This window comes from Thalassospira sp. A3_1 (assembly GCF_017744215.1).
Taxonomy (GTDB): domain Bacteria; phylum Pseudomonadota; class Alphaproteobacteria; order Rhodospirillales; family Thalassospiraceae; genus Thalassospira; species Thalassospira lucentensis_A.
On the sequence record NZ_JAGHQQ010000001.1, the window covers coordinates 787,532 to 806,853 of the forward strand.

The 19,322-nt window shown below is 55.0% G+C and carries 17 protein-coding genes; 3 read left to right on the top strand and 14 right to left on the bottom strand.

Annotation, left to right across the window (positions count from 1 at the left end):
* Positions 1-307: 307 nt before the first annotated feature.
* Positions 308-1,261, bottom strand: a complete 954-nt coding sequence (locus J7395_RS03475) for a LysR family transcriptional regulator (RefSeq protein ID WP_209220534.1) — start codon at positions 1,259-1,261, stop codon at positions 308-310.
* Between the two features lie 95 nt (positions 1,262-1,356).
* Between J7395_RS03475 and J7395_RS03480 the strand changes: the two genes are divergently transcribed.
* Positions 1,357-2,340: an MBL fold metallo-hydrolase gene (locus J7395_RS03480; protein ID WP_209220535.1), complete on the top strand. Its 984-nt coding sequence runs from the start codon at positions 1,357-1,359 to the stop codon at positions 2,338-2,340.
* 96 nt (positions 2,341-2,436) lie between these two features.
* On the opposite strand, the gene J7395_RS03485 is transcribed toward J7395_RS03480, so the two are convergent.
* A complete protein-coding gene (locus tag J7395_RS03485; RefSeq protein ID WP_209220536.1) occupies positions 2,437-3,633 on the bottom strand; it encodes a urate hydroxylase PuuD in 1,197 nt (398 codons plus the stop codon).
* 262 nt (positions 3,634-3,895) lie between these two features.
* Between J7395_RS03485 and J7395_RS03490 the strand changes: the two genes are divergently transcribed.
* Positions 3,896-4,810 (top strand): LysR family transcriptional regulator, encoded by a 915-nt coding sequence (locus tag J7395_RS03490; protein ID WP_209220537.1) that lies wholly within the window; start codon positions 3,896-3,898, stop codon positions 4,808-4,810.
* Between the two features lie 64 nt (positions 4,811-4,874).
* Here J7395_RS03490 and J7395_RS03495 read toward each other — a convergent pair whose 3' ends face one another.
* The 3 genes from J7395_RS03495 to J7395_RS03505 form a co-directional block, all read right to left on the bottom strand.
* Positions 4,875-5,912 carry a histone deacetylase family protein gene (locus tag J7395_RS03495; RefSeq protein ID WP_209220538.1) on the bottom strand — a complete coding sequence of 346 codons (1,038 nt, stop codon included), beginning with the start codon at positions 5,910-5,912 and terminating at the stop codon, positions 4,875-4,877.
* Between the two features lie 75 nt (positions 5,913-5,987).
* Positions 5,988-7,163: a methyl-accepting chemotaxis protein gene (locus J7395_RS03500; RefSeq protein WP_062960633.1), complete on the bottom strand. Its 1,176-nt coding sequence runs from the start codon at positions 7,161-7,163 to the stop codon at positions 5,988-5,990.
* Positions 7,164-7,189: 26 nt separating this feature from the next.
* A complete protein-coding gene (locus tag J7395_RS03505) occupies positions 7,190-7,723 on the bottom strand; it encodes a PAS domain-containing protein (RefSeq protein ID WP_062960632.1) in 534 nt (177 codons plus the stop codon).
* A gap of 268 nt (positions 7,724-7,991) precedes the next feature.
* Between J7395_RS03505 and J7395_RS03510 the strand changes: the two genes are divergently transcribed.
* Positions 7,992-8,375 carry a hypothetical protein gene (locus tag J7395_RS03510; RefSeq protein WP_062960631.1) on the top strand — a complete coding sequence of 128 codons (384 nt, stop codon included), beginning with the start codon at positions 7,992-7,994 and terminating at the stop codon, positions 8,373-8,375.
* A gap of 71 nt (positions 8,376-8,446) precedes the next feature.
* Here J7395_RS03510 and J7395_RS03515 read toward each other — a convergent pair whose 3' ends face one another.
* The 9 genes from J7395_RS03515 to uraH form a co-directional block, all read right to left on the bottom strand.
* The gene (locus J7395_RS03515) at positions 8,447-9,514 is read right to left on the bottom strand and encodes a BMP family ABC transporter substrate-binding protein (RefSeq protein ID WP_209221013.1); all 1,068 of its coding nucleotides are present in this window, start codon (positions 9,512-9,514) and stop codon (positions 8,447-8,449) included.
* Positions 9,515-9,731: 217 nt separating this feature from the next.
* Positions 9,732-10,652, bottom strand: a complete 921-nt coding sequence (locus tag J7395_RS03520) for an ABC transporter permease (protein WP_062960630.1) — start codon at positions 10,650-10,652, stop codon at positions 9,732-9,734.
* The gene (locus tag J7395_RS03525; RefSeq protein WP_209220539.1) at positions 10,652-11,731 is read right to left on the bottom strand and encodes an ABC transporter permease; all 1,080 of its coding nucleotides are present in this window, start codon (positions 11,729-11,731) and stop codon (positions 10,652-10,654) included. Before J7395_RS03525 ends, J7395_RS03520 begins: the two co-directional genes overlap by 1 nt.
* The gene (locus J7395_RS03530; RefSeq protein WP_209221014.1) at positions 11,718-13,301 is read right to left on the bottom strand and encodes an ABC transporter ATP-binding protein; all 1,584 of its coding nucleotides are present in this window, start codon (positions 13,299-13,301) and stop codon (positions 11,718-11,720) included. Before J7395_RS03530 ends, J7395_RS03525 begins: the two co-directional genes overlap by 14 nt.
* 122 nt (positions 13,302-13,423) lie before the next feature.
* On the bottom strand, positions 13,424-13,876 hold the full coding sequence (locus J7395_RS03535; protein WP_062951155.1) for a nucleoside deaminase: 453 nt from the start codon (positions 13,874-13,876) through the stop codon (positions 13,424-13,426).
* Positions 13,877-14,007: 131 nt separating this feature from the next.
* Complete coding sequence (gene xdhC, locus J7395_RS03540) at positions 14,008-15,042, bottom strand: xanthine dehydrogenase accessory protein XdhC (RefSeq protein WP_209220540.1); 1,035 nt, start codon at positions 15,040-15,042, stop codon at positions 14,008-14,010.
* Positions 15,043-15,047: 5 nt separating this feature from the next.
* Positions 15,048-17,456 carry a xanthine dehydrogenase molybdopterin binding subunit gene (xdhB, locus tag J7395_RS03545; protein WP_209220541.1) on the bottom strand — a complete coding sequence of 803 codons (2,409 nt, stop codon included), beginning with the start codon at positions 17,454-17,456 and terminating at the stop codon, positions 15,048-15,050.
* The gene (xdhA, locus tag J7395_RS03550; RefSeq protein WP_209220542.1) at positions 17,449-18,942 is read right to left on the bottom strand and encodes a xanthine dehydrogenase small subunit; all 1,494 of its coding nucleotides are present in this window, start codon (positions 18,940-18,942) and stop codon (positions 17,449-17,451) included. The genes xdhB and xdhA overlap by 8 nt, the downstream gene beginning before the upstream one ends.
* Before the next feature lie 7 nt (positions 18,943-18,949).
* Positions 18,950-19,303: a hydroxyisourate hydrolase gene (gene uraH, locus J7395_RS03555; protein WP_209220543.1), complete on the bottom strand. Its 354-nt coding sequence runs from the start codon at positions 19,301-19,303 to the stop codon at positions 18,950-18,952.
* Between the last annotated feature and the right edge of the window lie 19 nt (positions 19,304-19,322).

Consider the following 19,322-nt stretch of genomic DNA (forward strand, 5'->3'; position numbering starts at 1 on the left):
TCGTGCCAGATTCCGAATAATATGCTGCAGCGCCAGAAATCGCGGCGACTCAACGCAATATCCAACTATTTAACAGGCAAAAAACGGAAAATATTTGCGTTAGACGCGATTTCAATGATCACTTTTCGATCATTAATTAAAATTTGATTATTTTTTAATCACGTTGACCTGCACCCGCTCAGCCCTTATCTGAGGGGCGGAAGTTTCGCCTTTCTGCGGTTATTGCACCACAATGCCCATAGGCCGAAGCATCCCGCGCCCCGCCGGTTCGCCGGCGGGGTTGCTTACATGCAGTGATGCGGGTCAATCATTGTGCCGCAATGGTAGTCAGATCCGTTGAAATGTCGCCGATCACTGATCTGATCCGATTACGCAACCAGACAAGCCCGACATCCCGATCCGCCCAGATCGGCCAGTTCATGGTCACCGGCGGGAAGTTCAGCGGAATAGGCATTTCACAGAACACCAGCCCGAATAACGGCGCATATTGTACCGCAATCCTGCGCGGCACAGTCGCGACAATCGGGGCGTTCCGGGCGGCGGCAAGCAACGGCATGAAATCCGGCGCGGCCAGAACGACATCAAGATCAATACCGATTGCGCGCAAGGCATCACCAACGCAGCCTTCGACATTTCCCGTCTGGGACAGAACCGCGTGGCGCGCGCCAAGGTATGTTTCGCGAGATAGTGGCAGTGTCAGCTTGCACATATCGGGGTTAAAGCAACAGGCCACACTGGATTCAAACAGCACTTCGCCGATCTGGCGGGATTCCTTACATCCGATTGCCAGATCGATTTCCCCGGCATTTAGCATCAGATCGACCGTCTCGACAGTAATCGAACGACTCACCAGACGCACACCGGGTGCGGTTGATTGCAAATGGTGCACCAATGCCGGCAACAGAACCATTTCCATTTCGCCGGTGATACCGATCCGGAAAATGCGATCTGCCGTGTCCGGATCGAAACTGTCGGTCGCCTGAAGCGCACTTTGTGCCTGTGTCAATGCGGCCCGAACCGGTCCAGCCAACGCACGTGCTTTTGCGGTTGGCTGCATTTTCTGTCCGACACGGACAAAAAGATCATCCTGCAACAGCATCCGGAGCGTTGATAAATTGTGGCTCATGGCGGACTGCCCAATCCGCAACTTTTCCGCAGATTTTGTGACGCTTAGCTCTTGCATCATTGCGTCAAACGCAATCATGAGATTGAGGTCAAATGACCTTAAATTGAAATGATCAATAGTATCCATGATCCGCATCGATTTGATTACTGACTAATTGGAATATAGCCTTTCTCTATCGCGTTACAAGCTGCCGGTTAAATCCCGGCATTTGATTGAGGGAGAATATTCTGATGCTGTCACGCAGAGACATGCTTAAAGGTTCGCTTGCTGCCGCTGCCATCGGGGCGACGGCCAGCACCGTTTTTATTCCATTGCGCGCCGCGGCCAAGGCGCCACTGGTGGGCACACAGGCCCCCGGATATTACCGACTGATGGTGGGCGAGGTCGAAGTTACCGCACTTTCGGATGGGACCGGGCAGTTCCCGCTTGCCGATCTGTATCTGAATACCAGCCCCGAACATGCGCGCACGGCCCTTGCCAATGCATTTCAGGGAACCCCGACATCGACATCCGTGAATGCCTATCTTCTGAATTTCGGCGACCGTCTTGTTTTGCTTGATGCCGGGACCAGCGACCTGTTGGGACCGGAACTTGGTAAATTGCCGGCCAATATCATCGCGTCGGGTTATCACCCCGATCAGATCGATGATGTGGTGATTACCCACATTCACACCGATCATAGCGGTGGATTGATCATGAACGGCAAGAAAGTCTTCCCCAGCGCCACAGTGCATGTACCGAAACTCGATGCCGAATACTGGCTGAGTACGGAAAATCGGAACAAGGCACCAGAAAGTGCAAAGCAATATTTTGATCAGGCCGTCCTATCGACAAAGCTTTATAGCGAAAGCGGTACACTTTCGACTTACGAGGCCAATGCATCACCCGTTCCGGGCCTGATCAATTCAACGCATCGTCCGGGTCATACACCGGGCCACAGTGCACTTTGGTTTGAAAGCAAAGGCGAAAAGTTCGTTTATTGGGGCGACATCACCCACGGCGATGTCATCCAGTTTGACGAACCGGGCGTCTCGATTGCGTTTGATGTCGATCCAGATCAGGCCATAACCACCCGCGAGGCTGCCTTTGCCGAAGCCGTATCAGAAAAATATCTGGTTGCCGGGTGCCATATCGCCTTCCCGGGTATTGGGCATGTCATCGAAGACAGCACGATGTTTGACTGGGTGCCGATGAACTATCGCGCTGACGTCTGATCCGACTTCCCCGACCCGCGCTTAAGACGCCAGACGAAAAAAGGGCGACCTGCATCACGCAGGCCGCCCTTTGATTTCCTTTTTCGACAAAACCGGCTATTCCGGCATCCCGGCACGGATCCACTGCCCCAGTTGTACCCGTTCTTCGTCCGTCATTTCGGTCATGTTGCCAAGCGGCATGGCACGCCCGATAACGGACTGGGCCAGAACACGCTGCGCATTGGCTTTGACCTGCGCGATGTCATCAAACATTACGCCCATCGGCGCCTCGTCAAAGCCTTCATCGGTCGGGTTGGCAGAATGACAGGCCGTGCAGCGGGTCTGAACAATCGCCAGCGCATGATCGCCGGTGATGATTTCCTGATCGGCCAGCTTGGCGGCATCGGGATCATAGGACGCAAACATCGCCAGGATCGCCATGCCCACCGCAGCCGATGGCAGTTGCCATGCAATCGCCTTGCCGCGGCCCCCGGCATTACGCGTGTTAAAGAAATGGCGCACCAACCCACCAATGATCAGGATCAGGCCGACAATCAGCCACGACTGATCATGGGAAAACAGCATCGAATAATGGTTGCTGATCATCATCAGCAAAACCGGCAGCGTCAGATAGTTGTTATGCGTGGATCGCTGCTTGGCCTGCAATCCCAATGCCGGATCGGGTTTTTCGCCCGCCATGAGGCTGGCGACGACCTTTTTCTGGTTGGGAATGATGATGCGAAACACGTTGGCAGCCATGATCGTGCCAATCATCGCCCCGACATGGATAAACGCCCCACGGCCGCTAAACACATGGGTAAAACCATAGGCCGCAACCATCGCCAGAATGAAAACGCCAATCGCAAGCTTTCCGGTGCTTTGGCCAATCGGGCTTTTGCACATCAGGTCATAAATCACCCAACCGGCAAACAGGCTGGCAAGCCCGATCAGGATCGCATCCCATTTGCCAAGCGGCATGACATTCGGATCGATCAGATAGCTTTCGGCACTCCAGTAATACATCGTCACCAGAAGCGAAAAACCGGTCAGCCAGGTAAAATAGGCTTCATATTTGAACCAGTGCAGTTCGGGCGGCATGGATTTCGGCGCGACCATCCATTTATTGACATGGTAAAACCCGCCGCCATGAACCATCCATGCCTCGCCATAAACGCCCTCGTCCATGCCCGGACGCTTGCGCAGGCTCAGATCAAGCCAGACGAAGTAAAAGGATGAACCGATCCACGCGATACCGGTGATCAAATGCGCCCAGCGCAGGATCAGATTGATCCAGTCCTGAAACAGAATATCCACCCGTTGAAACCTCCGTCTTGCAGGGCATCTCTCATACTGCCCCACTATCCCCTTGCCGGTTATGCGATACATCTGACCACATTGATCCGGAATTATTCCAATCAGAGTCCTAACATAGCGTATCCGGGCGCTCTATTATTAAGGGCAGATGCATAATCGAAATGACTTTCAAGTTATTTTTTAAAATGGCACAGTGACCGTCAGGATTTGGAAGAATACAAATTCAGAAAATAAAAAAAGCTGTATCAGGAGCCCGCAACCCATGTCCGACTTTGAGGACATTCAGATTTTTGTCCGCGTAGCCGAGCTTGGAAACCTGTCTGCTGCCGGGCGCGAATTGCGCCATTCGGCGGCGGTTGTTTCAAACCGGATTGCACGCCTTGAAGAACGGCTGGGTGTCAGGCTTCTGAACCGCACCACACGCCGGGTGAACCTTACCACCGAAGGCGATGTATATTACCGGCACTGCCTGCGCATTCTGGCCGAAATGCAGGAAGCCGAAAATGCCATCGCCAACCAGAAAAACACCACCCGCGGCCCGGTAACGCTGACCTGCCCGATTGCGTTTGGCAATAAATATGTCGCACCGATCATCCCGAAATTTGTTGAGAAGAACCCCGATGTGCAGGTCAGACTGCACCTTTCCGACCGGTTGCTTGACCTGCTTCAGGACAAGGTCGACCTTGCCATTCGCATTGCCGAGTTAAAGGAAAGCTCGCTGATCGTGCGCAAGCTTGCGGCCAACAAACGCATGCTGGTGGCAAGCCCGGCCTATCTGAAAAGGCATGGTGCCCCCAGCGCACCCGGTGATTTACTGCACCATAACTGCCTGTTGCTGCGATTTCCGGGATCACGTCAATATCAATGGACCCTGCTCGGCTCACAGGAAGAAGGCCCGGTGACCCTGTCGGTTTCAGGATCCATGGATTCAGACAATGGTGAAGTCCTGACCCGCTGGTGCCTTGACGGGCATGGCATCGCCCTTAAATCCTACTGGGAAGTCGGCGAATATATCCGCAACGGCCAGCTTCAGGTGGTTCTGCCCGATTATACCCCTCCAGCCCATGCAGTTTACGCGCTTTATCCCGAAAACCGTTACCTGCCGACACGTGTACGGGCCTTTGTCGATTTTCTGGTAAGCGAGTTTGGCGGGACACCGCCATGGGACAAGAGCTGATACAAATCCGTACATCCACAAAATGCCCCAATAGATGCAAGGCGTATTGCGGCTTTTGTTTGTATTACTTTTTGATTTCGGACAGATACCCACCCAGAACAGCCGCGACATTGAACCCGATGACGTCATGGGCATAACCACCTTCCATGACAAAGACGGTTTTCAATCCCAGCCGCCCGATCATTTGCCCGATCCGGTTGAAATCATCGGTTTGCAGTCTGAAATCGCACAGCGTTTCGGCCTCGTGGGCATCAACGCCAAGGGCGATCACCAATGCCTCGGGCTGCCAGGTAATGATTTTCTGGATGGCTTTGGAAAAGCCTTGTGACCAAGGACCGAAATCCGATCCGCCGGGCAGCACAATATTTAGATTCGCCCCCTGCCCGTCCAGACGACCGGTTTCGTTTTCATAGCCCATGAAGAACGGAAACTGGTGCTTCGGGTCAGCATGAATCGAGACAGTCAGAACATCACCACGGTCATAGAAAATATCCTGCGTTCCGTTGCCATGATGGTAATCGATATCAAGTATCGCAACCTTTCTAGCACCCTTGGCAATCATCTGCTGGACAGCAATGGCCGAGTTATTGAGGAAGCAATATCCGCCATAACGATTGGCATGCGCATGATGTCCCGGCGGGCGGGTCAGGGCAAAGGATGCCTCACCATCGTTCCAGACAGCATCGGCCGCCGATACTACGGTTTGCGCGCCCCAATAGGCCGCCTTCCACGTTCCCTTGGTAATCGGGGTATCGGATGAAATGGCATATTGCCCAAGACGCGCGCTGATATGGGCGGGTTTGCCGCCTGAAAATCCGGCTGTTGGCCAGACATAGGGAAAAGCGTCGTGGTCGTTGCCCGCCGCATTCCAGTCCGCCCATGCGTTTTCAAGAAAGGCCAGATAATCCGCATCATGAATTGAGGCAATCGGTGCCATGCCGTGATCGGCCGGATCAACCAGTTGCGCCTGCACCGAGTGGGCTACCGCATCACGGATAATTGCCATACGGCGGGAATTTTCAAAGCATGGAATCAAACGCCCATGGTGCATTTCACCATTCCCGTCATGGGCATCGTGGCGGGAATTAAAAAACACACGCATGACTGACTTCCTTTCCGGCAAAGGCGATAAGGGGCATCTATCCCCTTATCGTAGCAGAAAGTTCTTAACAGGTAGCTATTTGCGCGCGGTGCTGTATAGCAGTTCGGCGATGGTTTCAAGGAACCCGCCAAGCTGTTTGCGCAGATTTTCAGCTTCCCGCGCCAGTTTGCCCGCCATATCACGCGTGGTATCGGCAGCCTCGCCCGTCTGACCGGCCATTTCAGAAACCACCGTGATATTGTCGGTCACTTCCTGTGCGCCGCTGGATGCCTGTTCGACATTGCGCGTGATGTTCGATGACAGTGCCGTCTGGGTTTCAACATTGTTCGAAATCAGGTCCGAACGGGCAGCCAGATCATCAATGACAGATGCAATTTCGCGGATCGAATTGACCGACGCTTCGATCGCATTCTGGATGTCCTGGACTTTTTCCTCAATCGATTCAGTGGCCTTGCTGGTCTGGTTGGCAAGTCCCTTGACCTCGTTGGCGACAACAGCAAAGCCCTTGCCTGCTTCACCAGCACGGGCGGCTTCGATGGTGGCATTCAATGCCAGAAGGTTGGTCTGTGCTGCAATATCGCGGATAAAACTGACGACTTCGACGATTTCGCCTGCGGCGGCTTCGAGCTGACCAATCCGGCCATCGGTTTCCTGCGCCAGACCATTGGCGCGATGGGCAATTTCAACCGATTCACGGGCCTGATCGGCAACGGTGCGGATCGACTGGTTCAGTTCTTCGGATGCCTCGGAGACGCCCGAAACATTGGCGGCAGTCTGGCGGGCCGCAGCGGCAACATTGGTCGAACGCGAACTGGTTTCGTGCGCAATGCGGTTGGCATCACCCGATGCGTTTGAAAGTGCACCTGCGGCTTCGGCAATCTGATCGACGGCCTCGAATGATCCGCTTTTGAATTCTTCGATGATGGTGTTAAAGCCGGTAAGCTTCTTTTCAATCGACGAAGTTGCCGCATTGATTTTCTGCGCTGACGTCAGATAGGCACCGACCAATCCGGTTTCGACAATCCGTCGATAATAACGGTTTTCAGAAACCGCGCCCATGGATGCCGCACTTTCACGCAGGAAGGCGTCATTGCGGTCGATCAGTCTATTGATCGCGATGAAAAGTTCGCGCATGTCGGGATGACTGTCGACATTGGTAATGCGTGCTTCGTAATCACCCTCAGCCGCGGCAAGAACAACGTCCAGTGCCTTTTTGATCCCCGATTTGCTGGAACCACCAAATAGCGACATTTTGAAACCTCGAATTAGCAATCAGCCTAAAGGCTTTGAATGAATTTGTCGTATGCCAGACCGGCATCTGAAAGCTTTTGCGCCAGCGCCTTACCAGCCGCAATCATGCCGTCCTTGCGGTTGGCTGTGCTTTCTTCGATCTGGCGGAGTTCCGCGTAAAGCGGGATAATCTTATCCTTGAGAACTTTCGGATCAGCCACCCGACGGTTCGAATGGTAGCCAATAATTTTGCCATTTGCGTCAAGACTGGGCGTGATATGCGCATATACCCAGTAGTGATCGCCGTTCTTTGACATGTTCACGACATAGGCGAAAATCTCGTGACCAGCAGCGATTTCATCCCAAAGCAACTTGAAAACGCAGCGCGGCATGTCGGGATGACGAATGATCGAATGGGGCTGGCCCAGAACTTCCTTTTCACGGTAGTCGGAAAGACGCAGAAAAACCTCGTTGGCATAGGTAATCCGGCCCTTAAGGTCCGTTTTACTGACAATCAGTTCTTCAGGCTTGAAATGGCGTTCCTTGCCGGTTGGCTTGGACCTGACTAGCGTTTCGCTCACGTTTCTGTCCCCGATTTTCTGTCCGATAACCTGCCATTGTAGATCACAGCAGTTTTGCATGTCCGGATATCATGTAACGATATATCCGCGAATGATAAATGTAAAATATCCATGTGATACATAGACTAAGCGTGATGATAAAAATTAGATAAATATAATTGGCCATAGCGCTCCCGACATACAATAGCGGCGCCGGTCATCGATCACGCCTTGTCAGATGTTCATGCTTTTGATTTTCTGATTATGGTGACGTTTGCAGGGAAGCAGCATGGCACAAGATCTTCGGGACTTTCCATTTCGCGTGGTCATCCATGAAAAGCACTCCGCCCAAGGGGTGCTTGACTGGCTGGACAAGAATATACGCAGCGACAGATGGACCATGGGCATTCGCAATATCGAACTGCCGCGTGCGACCCAATCCGCCCCCATCGTCGACATGGTGATCTATTTTGCCCGTCGGGAGGATATGGAGCTTTTCCGTGAACGATGGGCTGGCAAGACGCGCGAACATAAGGTCAAACTGAAATTCTGGCGCGCCGCACTCTACGCCCTGCTGCACCCGAAAATGGAAATGATCGCCTACGAAAAAATCGACGACAGCCCGAAACGCATCCGTCCGGGGGATCCGGAAACAAGCATCAAGAAGCCCTGAAACGAAACAACCCCGCATACCAGATGCGGGGTTGTTCGTCGTGCTGCCCTCAAGAGGCTTGCAGATCGTGATTACTTCGGCAGTTCGGCATCGATGCCTTTGATGTACCAGTCCATGCCCAGAAGCATTTCGTCGGTTGCATCTTCGCCTTCCTTGATGCGCAGTTCGCCAGCCTGATCATAGATCGGGCCTGCGAACGGGTGGATTTCACCCGATGCGATCTTGGCTTCGGTTTCTTCGGCCAGTGCTTTTACCTCATCAGGCATATTGGTGTAGGGTGCCATGTCGACCATACCGGAATCAATACCCCCCCAGGTGTCGGTCGATTCCCACGTACCTTCGGCAACAGCCTTGGCCCGCGCGACATAATATTCGTCCCAATGGTCAACAATCGCGGTCAATTGAGCCTTCGGTGCGAACTTGATCATGTCAGATGCCTGACCAAAACCGACGATACCGCGGTTCTCGGCAACCTGAAGCGGCGCCGGGCTGTCGGTGTGCTGAACCATGATATCAGCGCCCTGGTCGATCAGTGCCTTGGCAGCGTCGCCTTCTTTGCCCGGATCATACCAGGTGTTGGCCCAGACGATTTTGACTTTAACGTCCGGGTTAACCGACCATGCGCCCAGCATGAACGAGTTGATGCCACGAACTACTTCCGGGATCGGGAACGAACCGACATAGCCGACAATGTTCGACTTGGTCATTTTACCGGCGATCACACCAGCAACATAACGACCTTCATAGAAACGCGCGGCATAGGTCGAAACGTTTGCATCACGCTTGTGACCGGTTGCGTGTTCGAATTTTACATTCGGGAACTGTTTGGCAACCTTGACGGTCGGATTCATATAACCATAGGAAGTGGTAAAGATCAGGTTATAACCGGTCTGGGCCAGCTGACGGATCACGCGTTCCGCGTCCGCACCTTCCGACACGCTTTCGACATAGGTGGTGGTGGCATTGTCACCAAGGGCCGCTTCGATTGCCTGACGGCCGATATCGTGGCGGTAGGACCAGCCATGGTCACCGATCGGGCCGACATAGACAAAGCCGGCTTTGACTTCTTCGGCCTGGGCAGCACCCATGCCGAGTGCAAGTGCACCGGTTGCCACAACGGCGGCAAGCGTGCGCTTCACGAGGTTTGCATTCATTATTTGGTCTCCCTGTTAATCAGCTAATCAGGATTTAAACCCAATTGTTTACGCAATCAATGACGTGTTCTTGTCCAGACCAAGACTCAGCCAAACCGACCGCATGATACAAGACCGGTTTGATTGAGTGTTGGTCCGATACGCACTTCCTCCCACCGGGTCGGGGTATCCTTTGACGCACCCCGATCCCGTTTCACCAGCCCTATTGTGCGGGCCGGAACGCCTGCCCGATACAGGCAGGTGCATTCAGTCTGATCTTTGCGCGATCACTGGAAATGATCACCAGCACAATCACGGTCGCAAGGTATGGCAGCATCGACATGAATTGCGACGGCACATGCACGCCTGCACTTTGCGCATGAAGCTGCAATACCGAAATAAGCCCGAACATATAGGCCCCCGCCAACAGACGGCCCGGACGCCATGTTGCAAACACGACAAGCGCCAACGCGATCCAACCGCGCCCGGCTGTCATGTTTTCGGCCCACATCGGCGTATAGGACAGCGAAAGATATGCGCCGGCAAGGCCAGCCATCGCGCCGCCAAACATGGTAGCCATATACCGGATTTTGATCACCGAATAGCCGATTGCATGCGCGGAATGATGGGAATCACCAACCGCCTTGAGGATCAGCCCCCCACGCGTACGCGACAGGAAAAACCCAACCGCAATCACCATCACAATCGACAGATAAACCAGAAAATCCTGACCAAACAGAATTTCGCCAACCAGCGGAATATCGGTCAGAACCGGGATATGAAGCCCCGGAAGCGGCTCGATCGCAAAGCCGACAAAGCCGGAACCAACAAGCGCTGAAAAACCGACCCCAAAAATGGTCAGCGCCAGACCCGTTGCCACCTGATTGGCCATCAGGGTCAGGGTCAGAAAGGCAAAGATCAGCGACATCAGCATCCCGGCAATGATCGCCGCCAGAATGCCCAGAATGGCAGAGCCGCTTGATGCGGTGACCGCAAATCCGGAAATAGCACCGACCAGCATCATGCCTTCGACACCAAGGTTAAGCACCCCGGATTTTTCGGTAATCAGTTCGCCGGTCGATGCCAGCAGAAGCGGGGTCGATGCCGTAATCACGGTCAGGATCAGTGGAATGAGCCAATCCATTATGCGGCCTCCCCTTTGGCTGCCGGGGTTCCGAAACGCACCCGGTACTTGGTCAAAACATCACAGGCCAGCAGGAAGAACAGCAAAATCCCCTGAAACAGGCCGGTCACCGCATTTGGCAGCCCCAAAGTAATCTGGGCCAATTCCCCACCCAGATAGGTCAGCGCCATAATCAGCCCGCCAAACAGGATACCCAGCGGATGCAACCGCCCAAGGAAGGCAACGATAATTGCCGTAAAGCCATAACCGGGCGATATGGCAGGCTGCAACTGGCCAATCGGCCCGGCAACCTCGAACAAACCGGCAAGACCGGAAAGCGCGCCGCCCAGCAACAGGGTAAACCAGACCATGCGTTTCTGACGGAACCCGACATGGCGGGCGGCCTGTGGGGCCTTGCCAACCACTCGCAGCTGGAACCCGATCACCGATTTCGACAGTAAAACCCAACCAGCAATCACCACCAGTACAGCAAAGGCGGTTCCAAGATGAACGCGCGTGCCGTCATAAATCACCGGCAACAGGCCCGCATCCGGAAACGATCGGGATTCAGGGAAGTTGAAACCTTCGGGGTTGCGCCACGGACCATGCACAAGGAAGCTCAGGAACAGCGTTGCGACATAGGTCAGCATCAGGCTGGTCAGAATTTCGTTGGCATTAAATCGGGTGCGCAGAAGTGCTGGTATGCCGCCCCAGAACGCCCCGCCAATTGCCCCAAGCACAAACATTGCGGGCAACAGGAACATGCTTTCACTGTCATAAAAATAAAGCGCAAGACCACCGCCGAATATGGCGCCCATGGTCAATTGCCCCTCGGCACCGATGTTCCAGACATTGGCGCGGAACCCCATCGACAGCCCGATGGCGATGATCACAAGCGGGGTTGCCTTCACAAACAGTTCGGAAATGCCATAGCTGTTGTTGACCGGCAGGATGAAAAATGTGTAAAGCGCATCAAACGGGTTCTTGCCCATAAAGGAAAAGATGATCCCGCCGACTATCAGCGTCATGAGAATTGCCAGAACCGGCGACAGATAGACCATCGCCTGACTATGCTGGCGACGGGGTTCAAGCCTGACCAACGCGATCTCCTTCGATAAGCTCTTTCGTCTTCAGGGTTACGTCGCCGTCCAGATCGTGAAGTCCCCCCATCAACAAACCGATTTCCTCGACACTGACATCGGCCATTGGCCGCGGGGCGGACATCTTGCCTTCGGACATCACCACCACCTGATCACAGATGGCGAAAATTTCGTCCAGATCCTGCGAAATCACCAGAACCGCCGTGCCCTTTGCCGCCAGATCAAGCAACGCCTGATGGATGGCACTTGCCGCACCGGCATCAACACCCCAGGTCGGCTGTGAAATCACCAGCACGCCCGGATCCTGAAGGATTTCACGCCCGACGATAAACTTCTGAAGGTTGCCGCCCGAAAGGCTTCCGGCCTCGGCAGAGGCACCGGTGGTACGCACGTCAAACGTCTTGATGATCTTGTCGGCAAAGGTACGGGTCGGCACTTCGCGGATCAGACCACGCGCGGACAGCGCCATGCGCCGGAACGCGGTCAAAAACCCGTTTTCCGAAAGGCTCATATCAGGGACCGCACCATGCCCGTTACGCTCTTCGGGTACAAAAGCCGCGCCAAGCCGACGGCGTCGGCGCGGGCCAAAATGTGCAACCGGATTGCCATCGATCTTGATGCAGTCGGGTGTGCCGATGATTTCGGTTTCACCGGCCAGTGCCTGAAACAGTTCGTTCTGGCCATTTCCGGCGACACCGGCAACGCCCATGATTTCCCCACCCCGCACCTTCAGGCCAATCCCCTTAAGGTCGGTGCCAAACTGTTCGTCACTGATCAGTGACAGATCGGAAATATCAAGACGCACATCACCGAATTTGCGCGTGCCACTGCGATCGGGTGCTGTCAGTTTCTGGCCGATCATCATTTCGGCCATGGATTTCGCCGTTTCCTCGCGCGGGTCACACCCGCCAACGACCTTGCCTCCGCGCAATACGGTTGCCTTCTGACACAGTGCTTTGACCTCGTGCAGTTTGTGGCTGATATAAAGGATTGCGCAACCTTCATCGGCAAGACGGCGCAATGTTTCAAACAGTTTTTCGACTTCCTGCGGTGTCAAAACCGATGTCGGCTCGTCTAGGATAAGCAGTTTGGGATTTTGCAGAAGGCAGCGAACGATTTCGATCCTCTGCCGTTCGCCAACCGAAAGCGTGTAAACATGACGATCAGGATCAAGCGGCAGACCATAGGTCTTTTCGACCTCGATCACCTGCTGACGCAGGGCGACCATATCGCGCACGTCATTCATCGCCAGCGCAATGTTTTCCAGAACCGTCATGGTTTCGAACAGCGAGAAATGCTGGAACACCAGACCAACACCCATTTCGCGCGCGTCATGCGGGCTATGGATCGTGACTGGCTTACCCTCCCACAGCAATTCGCCCTGATCGGCCTGCAGCACACCATAGATGATTTTTACAAGCGTACTTTTACCCGCACCATTTTCCCCCAGAAGAGCATGGATTTCACCAGGTTCGATACGGAAACTGATATCGTCATTTGCCAGACAGCCCGGAAAGGCCTTGGTCACACCGCGCACTTCAAGCTGCGCTGGTTTTGACCCGCCTGTCATCGCCAAGCCTGTATCTGATCCGGTATTCCCGGTCGTCGACGTCACTGCTGCCACCCCTAAATTGCGATCCGATCACGCGCACCGAAGGTATTACCCGTTCACGGTTTGCTAATCAAACGGTCTCAATACGCGATTTTGTCTTCTTTGGCATCCCAGGCCGCAAAGACATCACGCGCTTCCCCTAAATCCAGATGTTCGCACGGCAGGCTCCGATCCGGGATCGGTTTTGCCACTTCATCATACAGGAATTGATCGTCAAAGCCGATTGCCGCTGCATCATCGCGGGAATTGGCATAATAGATCCGGTCAAGACGCGCCCAATAGATCGCCGAAAGGCACATCGGGCATGGCTCGCAACTGGTGTAAATCTCGCAACCGGCAAGATTGAAGGTACCAAGCTTTTCACAGGCCGCACGGATGGCGCTGACCTCGGCATGGGCGGTCGGATCGTTGCTGGATGTTACCTTGTTCCAGCCTTCGGATATGACTTCGCCGTCCTTGACAATGATTGCCCCGAACGGGCCGCCACAGCCTTCTTCCATTTTTGTCCGCGACAAATTCACGGCATGGAGCATGTGTTTATGCTTGGCATCACACACAGCCAAATCTCCCTATATGAACTCCTGATCCGGTAAACGGATCCTCCTGATCAGGCCGCTATTGGCGCGGCCCTTTATCATTTATATGCCTTGCAATGAAGGCTTTATCATCCGGCAAAGCCGTCTTGTGCAACCCTGTTCACCGGATATCGCGCCAGACGTGCTTCACGCACGGACAGCAATTGCACCGCAACCGATGCCGCGATGATTGCCGGCTGTTTGCCGGTAATGCCCTGAATTCCAATCGGGCATGTCAAACGACCGATTTCCATGTCACCCAACCCGCGATCCTTTAATCGCCGGACAAAGCGCGCGCGTTTGGTCTGGCTTCCGATCATACCGACAAAACCAAGATCATTCCGCAACAAGGCCGCCCGACAGATATCAAAGTCCTGCGCGTGGCTGTGTGTCAGGATCAGCGCGAAGGCATCGGGCGGTATGTCGCGCACCTCGTCCTCGGGCCTTTCGCTTTGATGCAGATGAAGTTTCGATGTTTCCGGCAGGGTCAGGTATTCGTCACGCGAATCGATCAGGTGAATATCGAACGGCAACGGTGCCAGTGCCTGAACAATCGCCTGCCCGACATGCCCGGCACCAAACAGCCAAAGCGGTGTTGCCCCATCATCAAGACGCAAGCACAGCTTCTGCTGCCCGGCCAGATCACACAACCCGCCACGGCCCCCGGCAAACAGGCGATCCAGTGCGTCGGTATCCTGAATGCTGGCCGTTTCAATATTCCGGCTTTCGCTCATCGAGAGCATCACCCAGTCACCATGACCAGCACCGGCAGGGTTCCGCGTGTTTCGGATCGCTGTTGCCAGCTGATGCTTTTGCACTGCCCCCAGCAGGTGGAAGGCAATCTCGACCGAACCACCGCAACATTGACCAAGCCCCGGCCCCAACGGAAAGGGAACCAGTTCCGCGCCAAGGTACCGACCCAAGGTCAGGATTTCACGCGCCCGTACCGTCACCTGATGTTCCAGATTGCCGCCACCAACCGTCCCGGCAATGTCGGCCTCACTGATCAGCATAAAGGCCCCTGCCTCACGCGGGGTGGACCCGCGAATGGCCGCCACACTGACCAGCATCACCGGATCGGATGATTGCAGCAAAGCGATATGGGCGTCGGGTGACAGGCGCATGATGTCTATTCCCCCGCCACCGGAACCGCATCGTGACTTTGGACGATCATACCCTTGGCCACATTGGCCACCGCGTTCAGCACGGCCTCAGGCGTTGCCGGCGTATCGAGCATCGGGATCACCTTGTAGTCCCCGACCGATGCAACCGCATCGGCAATGGCACGATGCACCGAAATCGCCAGCATCAGGGGCGGCTCACCAACCGCCTTGGATCTGTGAATGGTTTTTTCAACATTTCTTCCGGAAGACCACAATTCAAGACGGAAATCTTCCGGCCGATCCGAACATGCGGGAATTTTATAGGTGGACGGCGCGTGTGTTCGCAAACGACCGGCATCATCCCACCACAATTCCTCGGATGTCAGCCATCCCATCCCTTGAATAAAGCCGCCTTCGATCTGCCCCCGGTCAATCGCCGGGTTCAACGACCGGCCGACATCGTGGCTGATATCAACGCGGGTCACCTTGTATTCACCGGTCAGGGTATCGATCATCACCTCGGAACAGGCCACGCCATAGGCGAAGTAATAGAATGGCCGACCCGACGCGGTTTCACGGTCGTAATGGATTTTCGGCGTCGCGTAATAGCCCGTCGCCGAAAGCGAAACACGCGCCAGATAGGCCTGTTTGATCAGATCGGCAAATTCCAGTTCGGCAACATCACCAACAATTACCCGGCCCGGAACAAAGCGAATGGCGGCCTCGGCAACACCGTATTTCTCAGCCGCAAACGCAATCAGGCGCGATTTGATGGTAATCGCGGCATCGCGCGCGGCCATGCCGTTCATATCCGCACCGCTTGAGGCCGCAGTTGCCGATGTGTTGGGAACCTTGCCAGTGTTGGTGGCCGTGATCTTGATCCGGTCGAGATCAATCTGGAATTCCTCGGCCACGACTTGGGCAACCTTGATAAACAGGCCCTGCCCCATTTCCGTCCCGCCATGGTTCAGATGCACCGATCCGTCCTGATAAATATGGATCAGCGCACCGGCCTGATTAAGGAAGGTCGTGGTAAAGGAAATGCCGAACTTGACCGGCGTAATTGAAATGCCGCGCTTGATCACCGGACTTTGCGCATTGAACGCGTCGATTTCCTCGCGGCGCTTGCGATAGTCGCAAGATGCCAGAATATCGTTCGTCAGTTCCGCAAGGACGTTATCCTCGACCGTCATGTGATAGGGCGTCGTGTTGCGGTCGATTGTCCCGTAATAGTTGGCGATCCGCACATCAAGCGGATCGCGGCCAATCGTCATGGCGATTTCATCGATGATCCGCTCAATCGCAACCATGCCCTGCGGCCCGCCAAATCCGCGAAACGCGGTATTGGACACCAGATTGGTTTTGCAGCGATAGGACCGGATTTCGACATCGCCAAGGAAATAGGCATTGTCGGTATGGAACATCGCACGATCACAGATCGCGGCCGACAGATCGGCCGAGAAACCGCAATTGGCGGCATATTGAATATCCAACCCGCAAATCCGGCCATCATCATCAAAGCCGACATCATATTCGACGATAAAGTCATGGCGTTTGCCGGTCATGACCATGTCATCATCGCGGTCCAGACGCATTTTCGCCGGGCGACCGGTTTTAACCGCAACAATCGCCGCCAGTGCAGCCCATTGTGATGCCTGCGTTTCCTTGCCACCGAAACCACCGCCCATACGGCGCACTTCGACGGTTACCGCATTGGCCGGACGACCAAGGACATTGGCGATATTGTGCTGAACCTCGGACGGATGCTGGGTCGAGCAATGCAAAAGCACATCACCATCTTCCTGCGGAATGGCAAAGGTGATCTGACCTTCGAGATAGAAATGGTCCTGCCCGCCGATTTCCATCACCCCGGATCGGCGATGTTTGGCGCGCGCCAGTGCCGATTTGGCATCGCCCTGCGCCATGACATGGGGTGGTGCAACGAATTGCTGTTTTTCAAGTGCTTCCTTGACGCTCAGGATCGCGGGCAGTTCTTCATATTCGATCTCGGCCAGCTTGACAGCATTGCGTGCCTGTTCGCGGGTTTCAGCGGCAACACAGAAAACCGGCTGACCGTAAAACTGAACAATCCCGTCGGGCAGAACCGGATCATCATGGGTATGGGCGGGCGACACGTCATTGACACCGGGCACATCATCCGCTGTCAGGACACACACCACACCGGGTGCGGATCGCACCTTTGACAGATCCATCTTCGTGATCCTGCCATGTGCGATTGTCGCCGCACCGGGAGCCAGATGAAGAGTGCCGAACGGTTCAAGAATATCGTCAACATAAACCGCTTCGCCCGCGACATGCTTCGGGCCGCTGTCATGCTTGCTGGCGGACCGGACCCCACCCGAAAGCCCCGGTGTCGGCGCCAGAAGTTCGTCCGGGTCTTTGGTATCGATGACTTTGGATGCGTTGTCAGACATGGGCGGCCTCCCTGCCAACCAGACGGGTGGCAATTTCAGGTGCCGTTGTTTCGATAAACAGTTTGGTCAGAAGGTTTTGCGCGACCAACATGCGGTATTCTTTTGATGCCCGCATATCAGACATAGGTGCAAAATCTTTGGTCAGGGCCAGTTGCGCCGCGTTCAGACTGGCCTCGTTCCAGTCCTTGCCGATCAGGGCCGCCTCGCACTTTTTGGCCCGCATCGGTGTTCCAGCCATGCCACCGAATGCCGCCCGGAACTCGACAACCTTGCCGCCATCAATCCGAATGGCAAAGGCCGCAAGAACCGCCGTAATATCCTGATCAAACCGTTTGGAAATCTTGTAGGCCTTGAACTGCACCCCGGCCGCAGGCTTCGGAACGATGATGCTTTCGACGAACTCGCCCTTGGCCCGGTCCTGCTTGCCATAGGTGATAAAGAAATCTTCAAGGGCAACTTCGCGACGGATATCGCCCATGCGCAGGGCAATGCGCGCGTCCAGTGCAATCAGGGCAGGCGGTGTATCGCCAATTGGCGATCCATTGGCGATATTGCCACCAACCGTCCCCGCATTGCGGATTTGCCGTGACCCGATCCGGCGGACCAGCTCTCCGACATCACCGGCAATCATGCCAAGTGCGTTATGGGCATCGCTATAAGTCACACCGGCACCGATAGTCAGAACACCATCCTTTTCCCGGACCGATTTAAGATCGGCGACATCCCCGATATAAATGATCGGATCAAGTCGCTTAAGCATCTTGGTCACCCAAAGCCCGACATCCGTCCCGCCCGCCAGCACCGTCGCATCGGGATGGGCCACCAAAAGTGCGGCCAGTTCATCGCTGCTGCGGGGCGCGAAATAACGCCCCACCGGCATTTCAAGTGCCAGCATGTCGGCACCTTCGATCATCGTGGTCAATCGGGTCGCGATATCGGAACGGCGTTTTTGTTCGACCGGATCGGTTGCGCTTATGCCACCGGCCTTGCGGGCGGCTTCGATGATTGGTCCGTAACCGGTGCAACGGCAAAGGTTCCCGGCAAGGGCATCATTGATGGCACCCCGGTCATCCTCGCCCCCATCCAGCCAAAGCTGATACAGGCTCATGACAAAGCCCGGCGTACAGAAACCGCATTGCGACCCATGGGTTTCTACCATGGCCTGCTGCACCGGATGAAGGCTGCCGTCATCGGATTTAAGATGTTCAACAGTCAGAAGCTGCTTCCCATCAAGGGTCGGCATAAACTGGATACAGGCATTGACCGTCCGGTAACGCATGCTGCCCTGACTATCCGGTTCGCCCATAATGACCGTGCAGGCACCGCAATCGCCCTCGGCACAGCCTTCTTTGGTCCCGGTCCTGCGCTCGTTTAAGCGCAGCCAGTTCAGAACCGTCATTTGCGGATCGACATCACGCAGGCTGCGTTCTTCGTTCCCGAACAGGAACCGGATATCATCGCGTGTATCAGGGGCCGGTTTGGTCATGATGGCCTCAGCTGCCGCGATAGGTGGAATAGCCAAACGGCGAAAGCAGCAGCGGCACATGATAATGCGCCTGCGCATCTGAAATACCGAACCGGATTACAACCTGATCAAGGAATTTCGGTTCCGGCAGATCAAGACCGATGGCATCGAAATACGTACCGGCATGAAAGACAAGCTGATACTCGCCCGGCTTGAACGAAGCACCATCAAGCATTGGCGCATCGGTTCGCCCGTCGGCATTGGTTACGGCTTCGGCAACCAGATCATCATGGCCATCACCAAAACGGTGCAGCTCGATCCGGATGCCGCCCGCCGGGCAACCTTTTGCCGTATCAAGAACATGGGTAGTCAGTCGTCCCATGCCGGGCCTCCTCTTTTCT

What these genes read in the sequence shown, in the direction of transcription:
- J7395_RS03475 (WP_209220534.1), bottom strand. Translation starts at nt 1,261, where the DNA reads ATGCGGATCATGGATACTATTGATCATTTCAATTTAAGGTCATTTGAC.
- J7395_RS03480 (WP_209220535.1), top strand. Translation starts at nt 1,357, where the DNA reads ATGCTGTCACGCAGAGACATGCTTAAAGGTTCGCTTGCTGCCGCTGCC.
- J7395_RS03490 (WP_209220537.1), top strand. Translation starts at nt 3,896, where the DNA reads ATGTCCGACTTTGAGGACATTCAGATTTTTGTCCGCGTAGCCGAGCTT.
- J7395_RS03495 (WP_209220538.1), bottom strand. Translation starts at nt 5,912, where the DNA reads ATGCGTGTGTTTTTTAATTCCCGCCACGATGCCCATGACGGGAATGGT.
- J7395_RS03500 (WP_062960633.1), bottom strand. Translation starts at nt 7,163, where the DNA reads ATGTCGCTATTTGGTGGTTCCAGCAAATCGGGGATCAAAAAGGCACTG.
- J7395_RS03510 (WP_062960631.1), top strand. Translation starts at nt 7,992, where the DNA reads ATGGCACAAGATCTTCGGGACTTTCCATTTCGCGTGGTCATCCATGAA.
- J7395_RS03520 (WP_062960630.1), bottom strand. Translation starts at nt 10,652, where the DNA reads ATGGATTGGCTCATTCCACTGATCCTGACCGTGATTACGGCATCGACC.
- J7395_RS03530 (WP_209221014.1), bottom strand. Translation starts at nt 13,301, where the DNA reads ATGACAGGCGGGTCAAAACCAGCGCAGCTTGAAGTGCGCGGTGTGACC.
- J7395_RS03535 (WP_062951155.1), bottom strand. Translation starts at nt 13,876, where the DNA reads ATGCTCCATGCCGTGAATTTGTCGCGGACAAAAATGGAAGAAGGCTGT.
- xdhC (WP_209220540.1), bottom strand. Translation starts at nt 15,042, where the DNA reads ATGCGCCTGTCACCCGACGCCCATATCGCTTTGCTGCAATCATCCGAT.
- xdhB (WP_209220541.1), bottom strand. Translation starts at nt 17,456, where the DNA reads ATGTCTGACAACGCATCCAAAGTCATCGATACCAAAGACCCGGACGAA.
- xdhA (WP_209220542.1), bottom strand. Translation starts at nt 18,942, where the DNA reads ATGACCAAACCGGCCCCTGATACACGCGATGATATCCGGTTCCTGTTC.
- uraH (WP_209220543.1), bottom strand. Translation starts at nt 19,303, where the DNA reads ATGGGACGACTGACTACCCATGTTCTTGATACGGCAAAAGGTTGCCCG.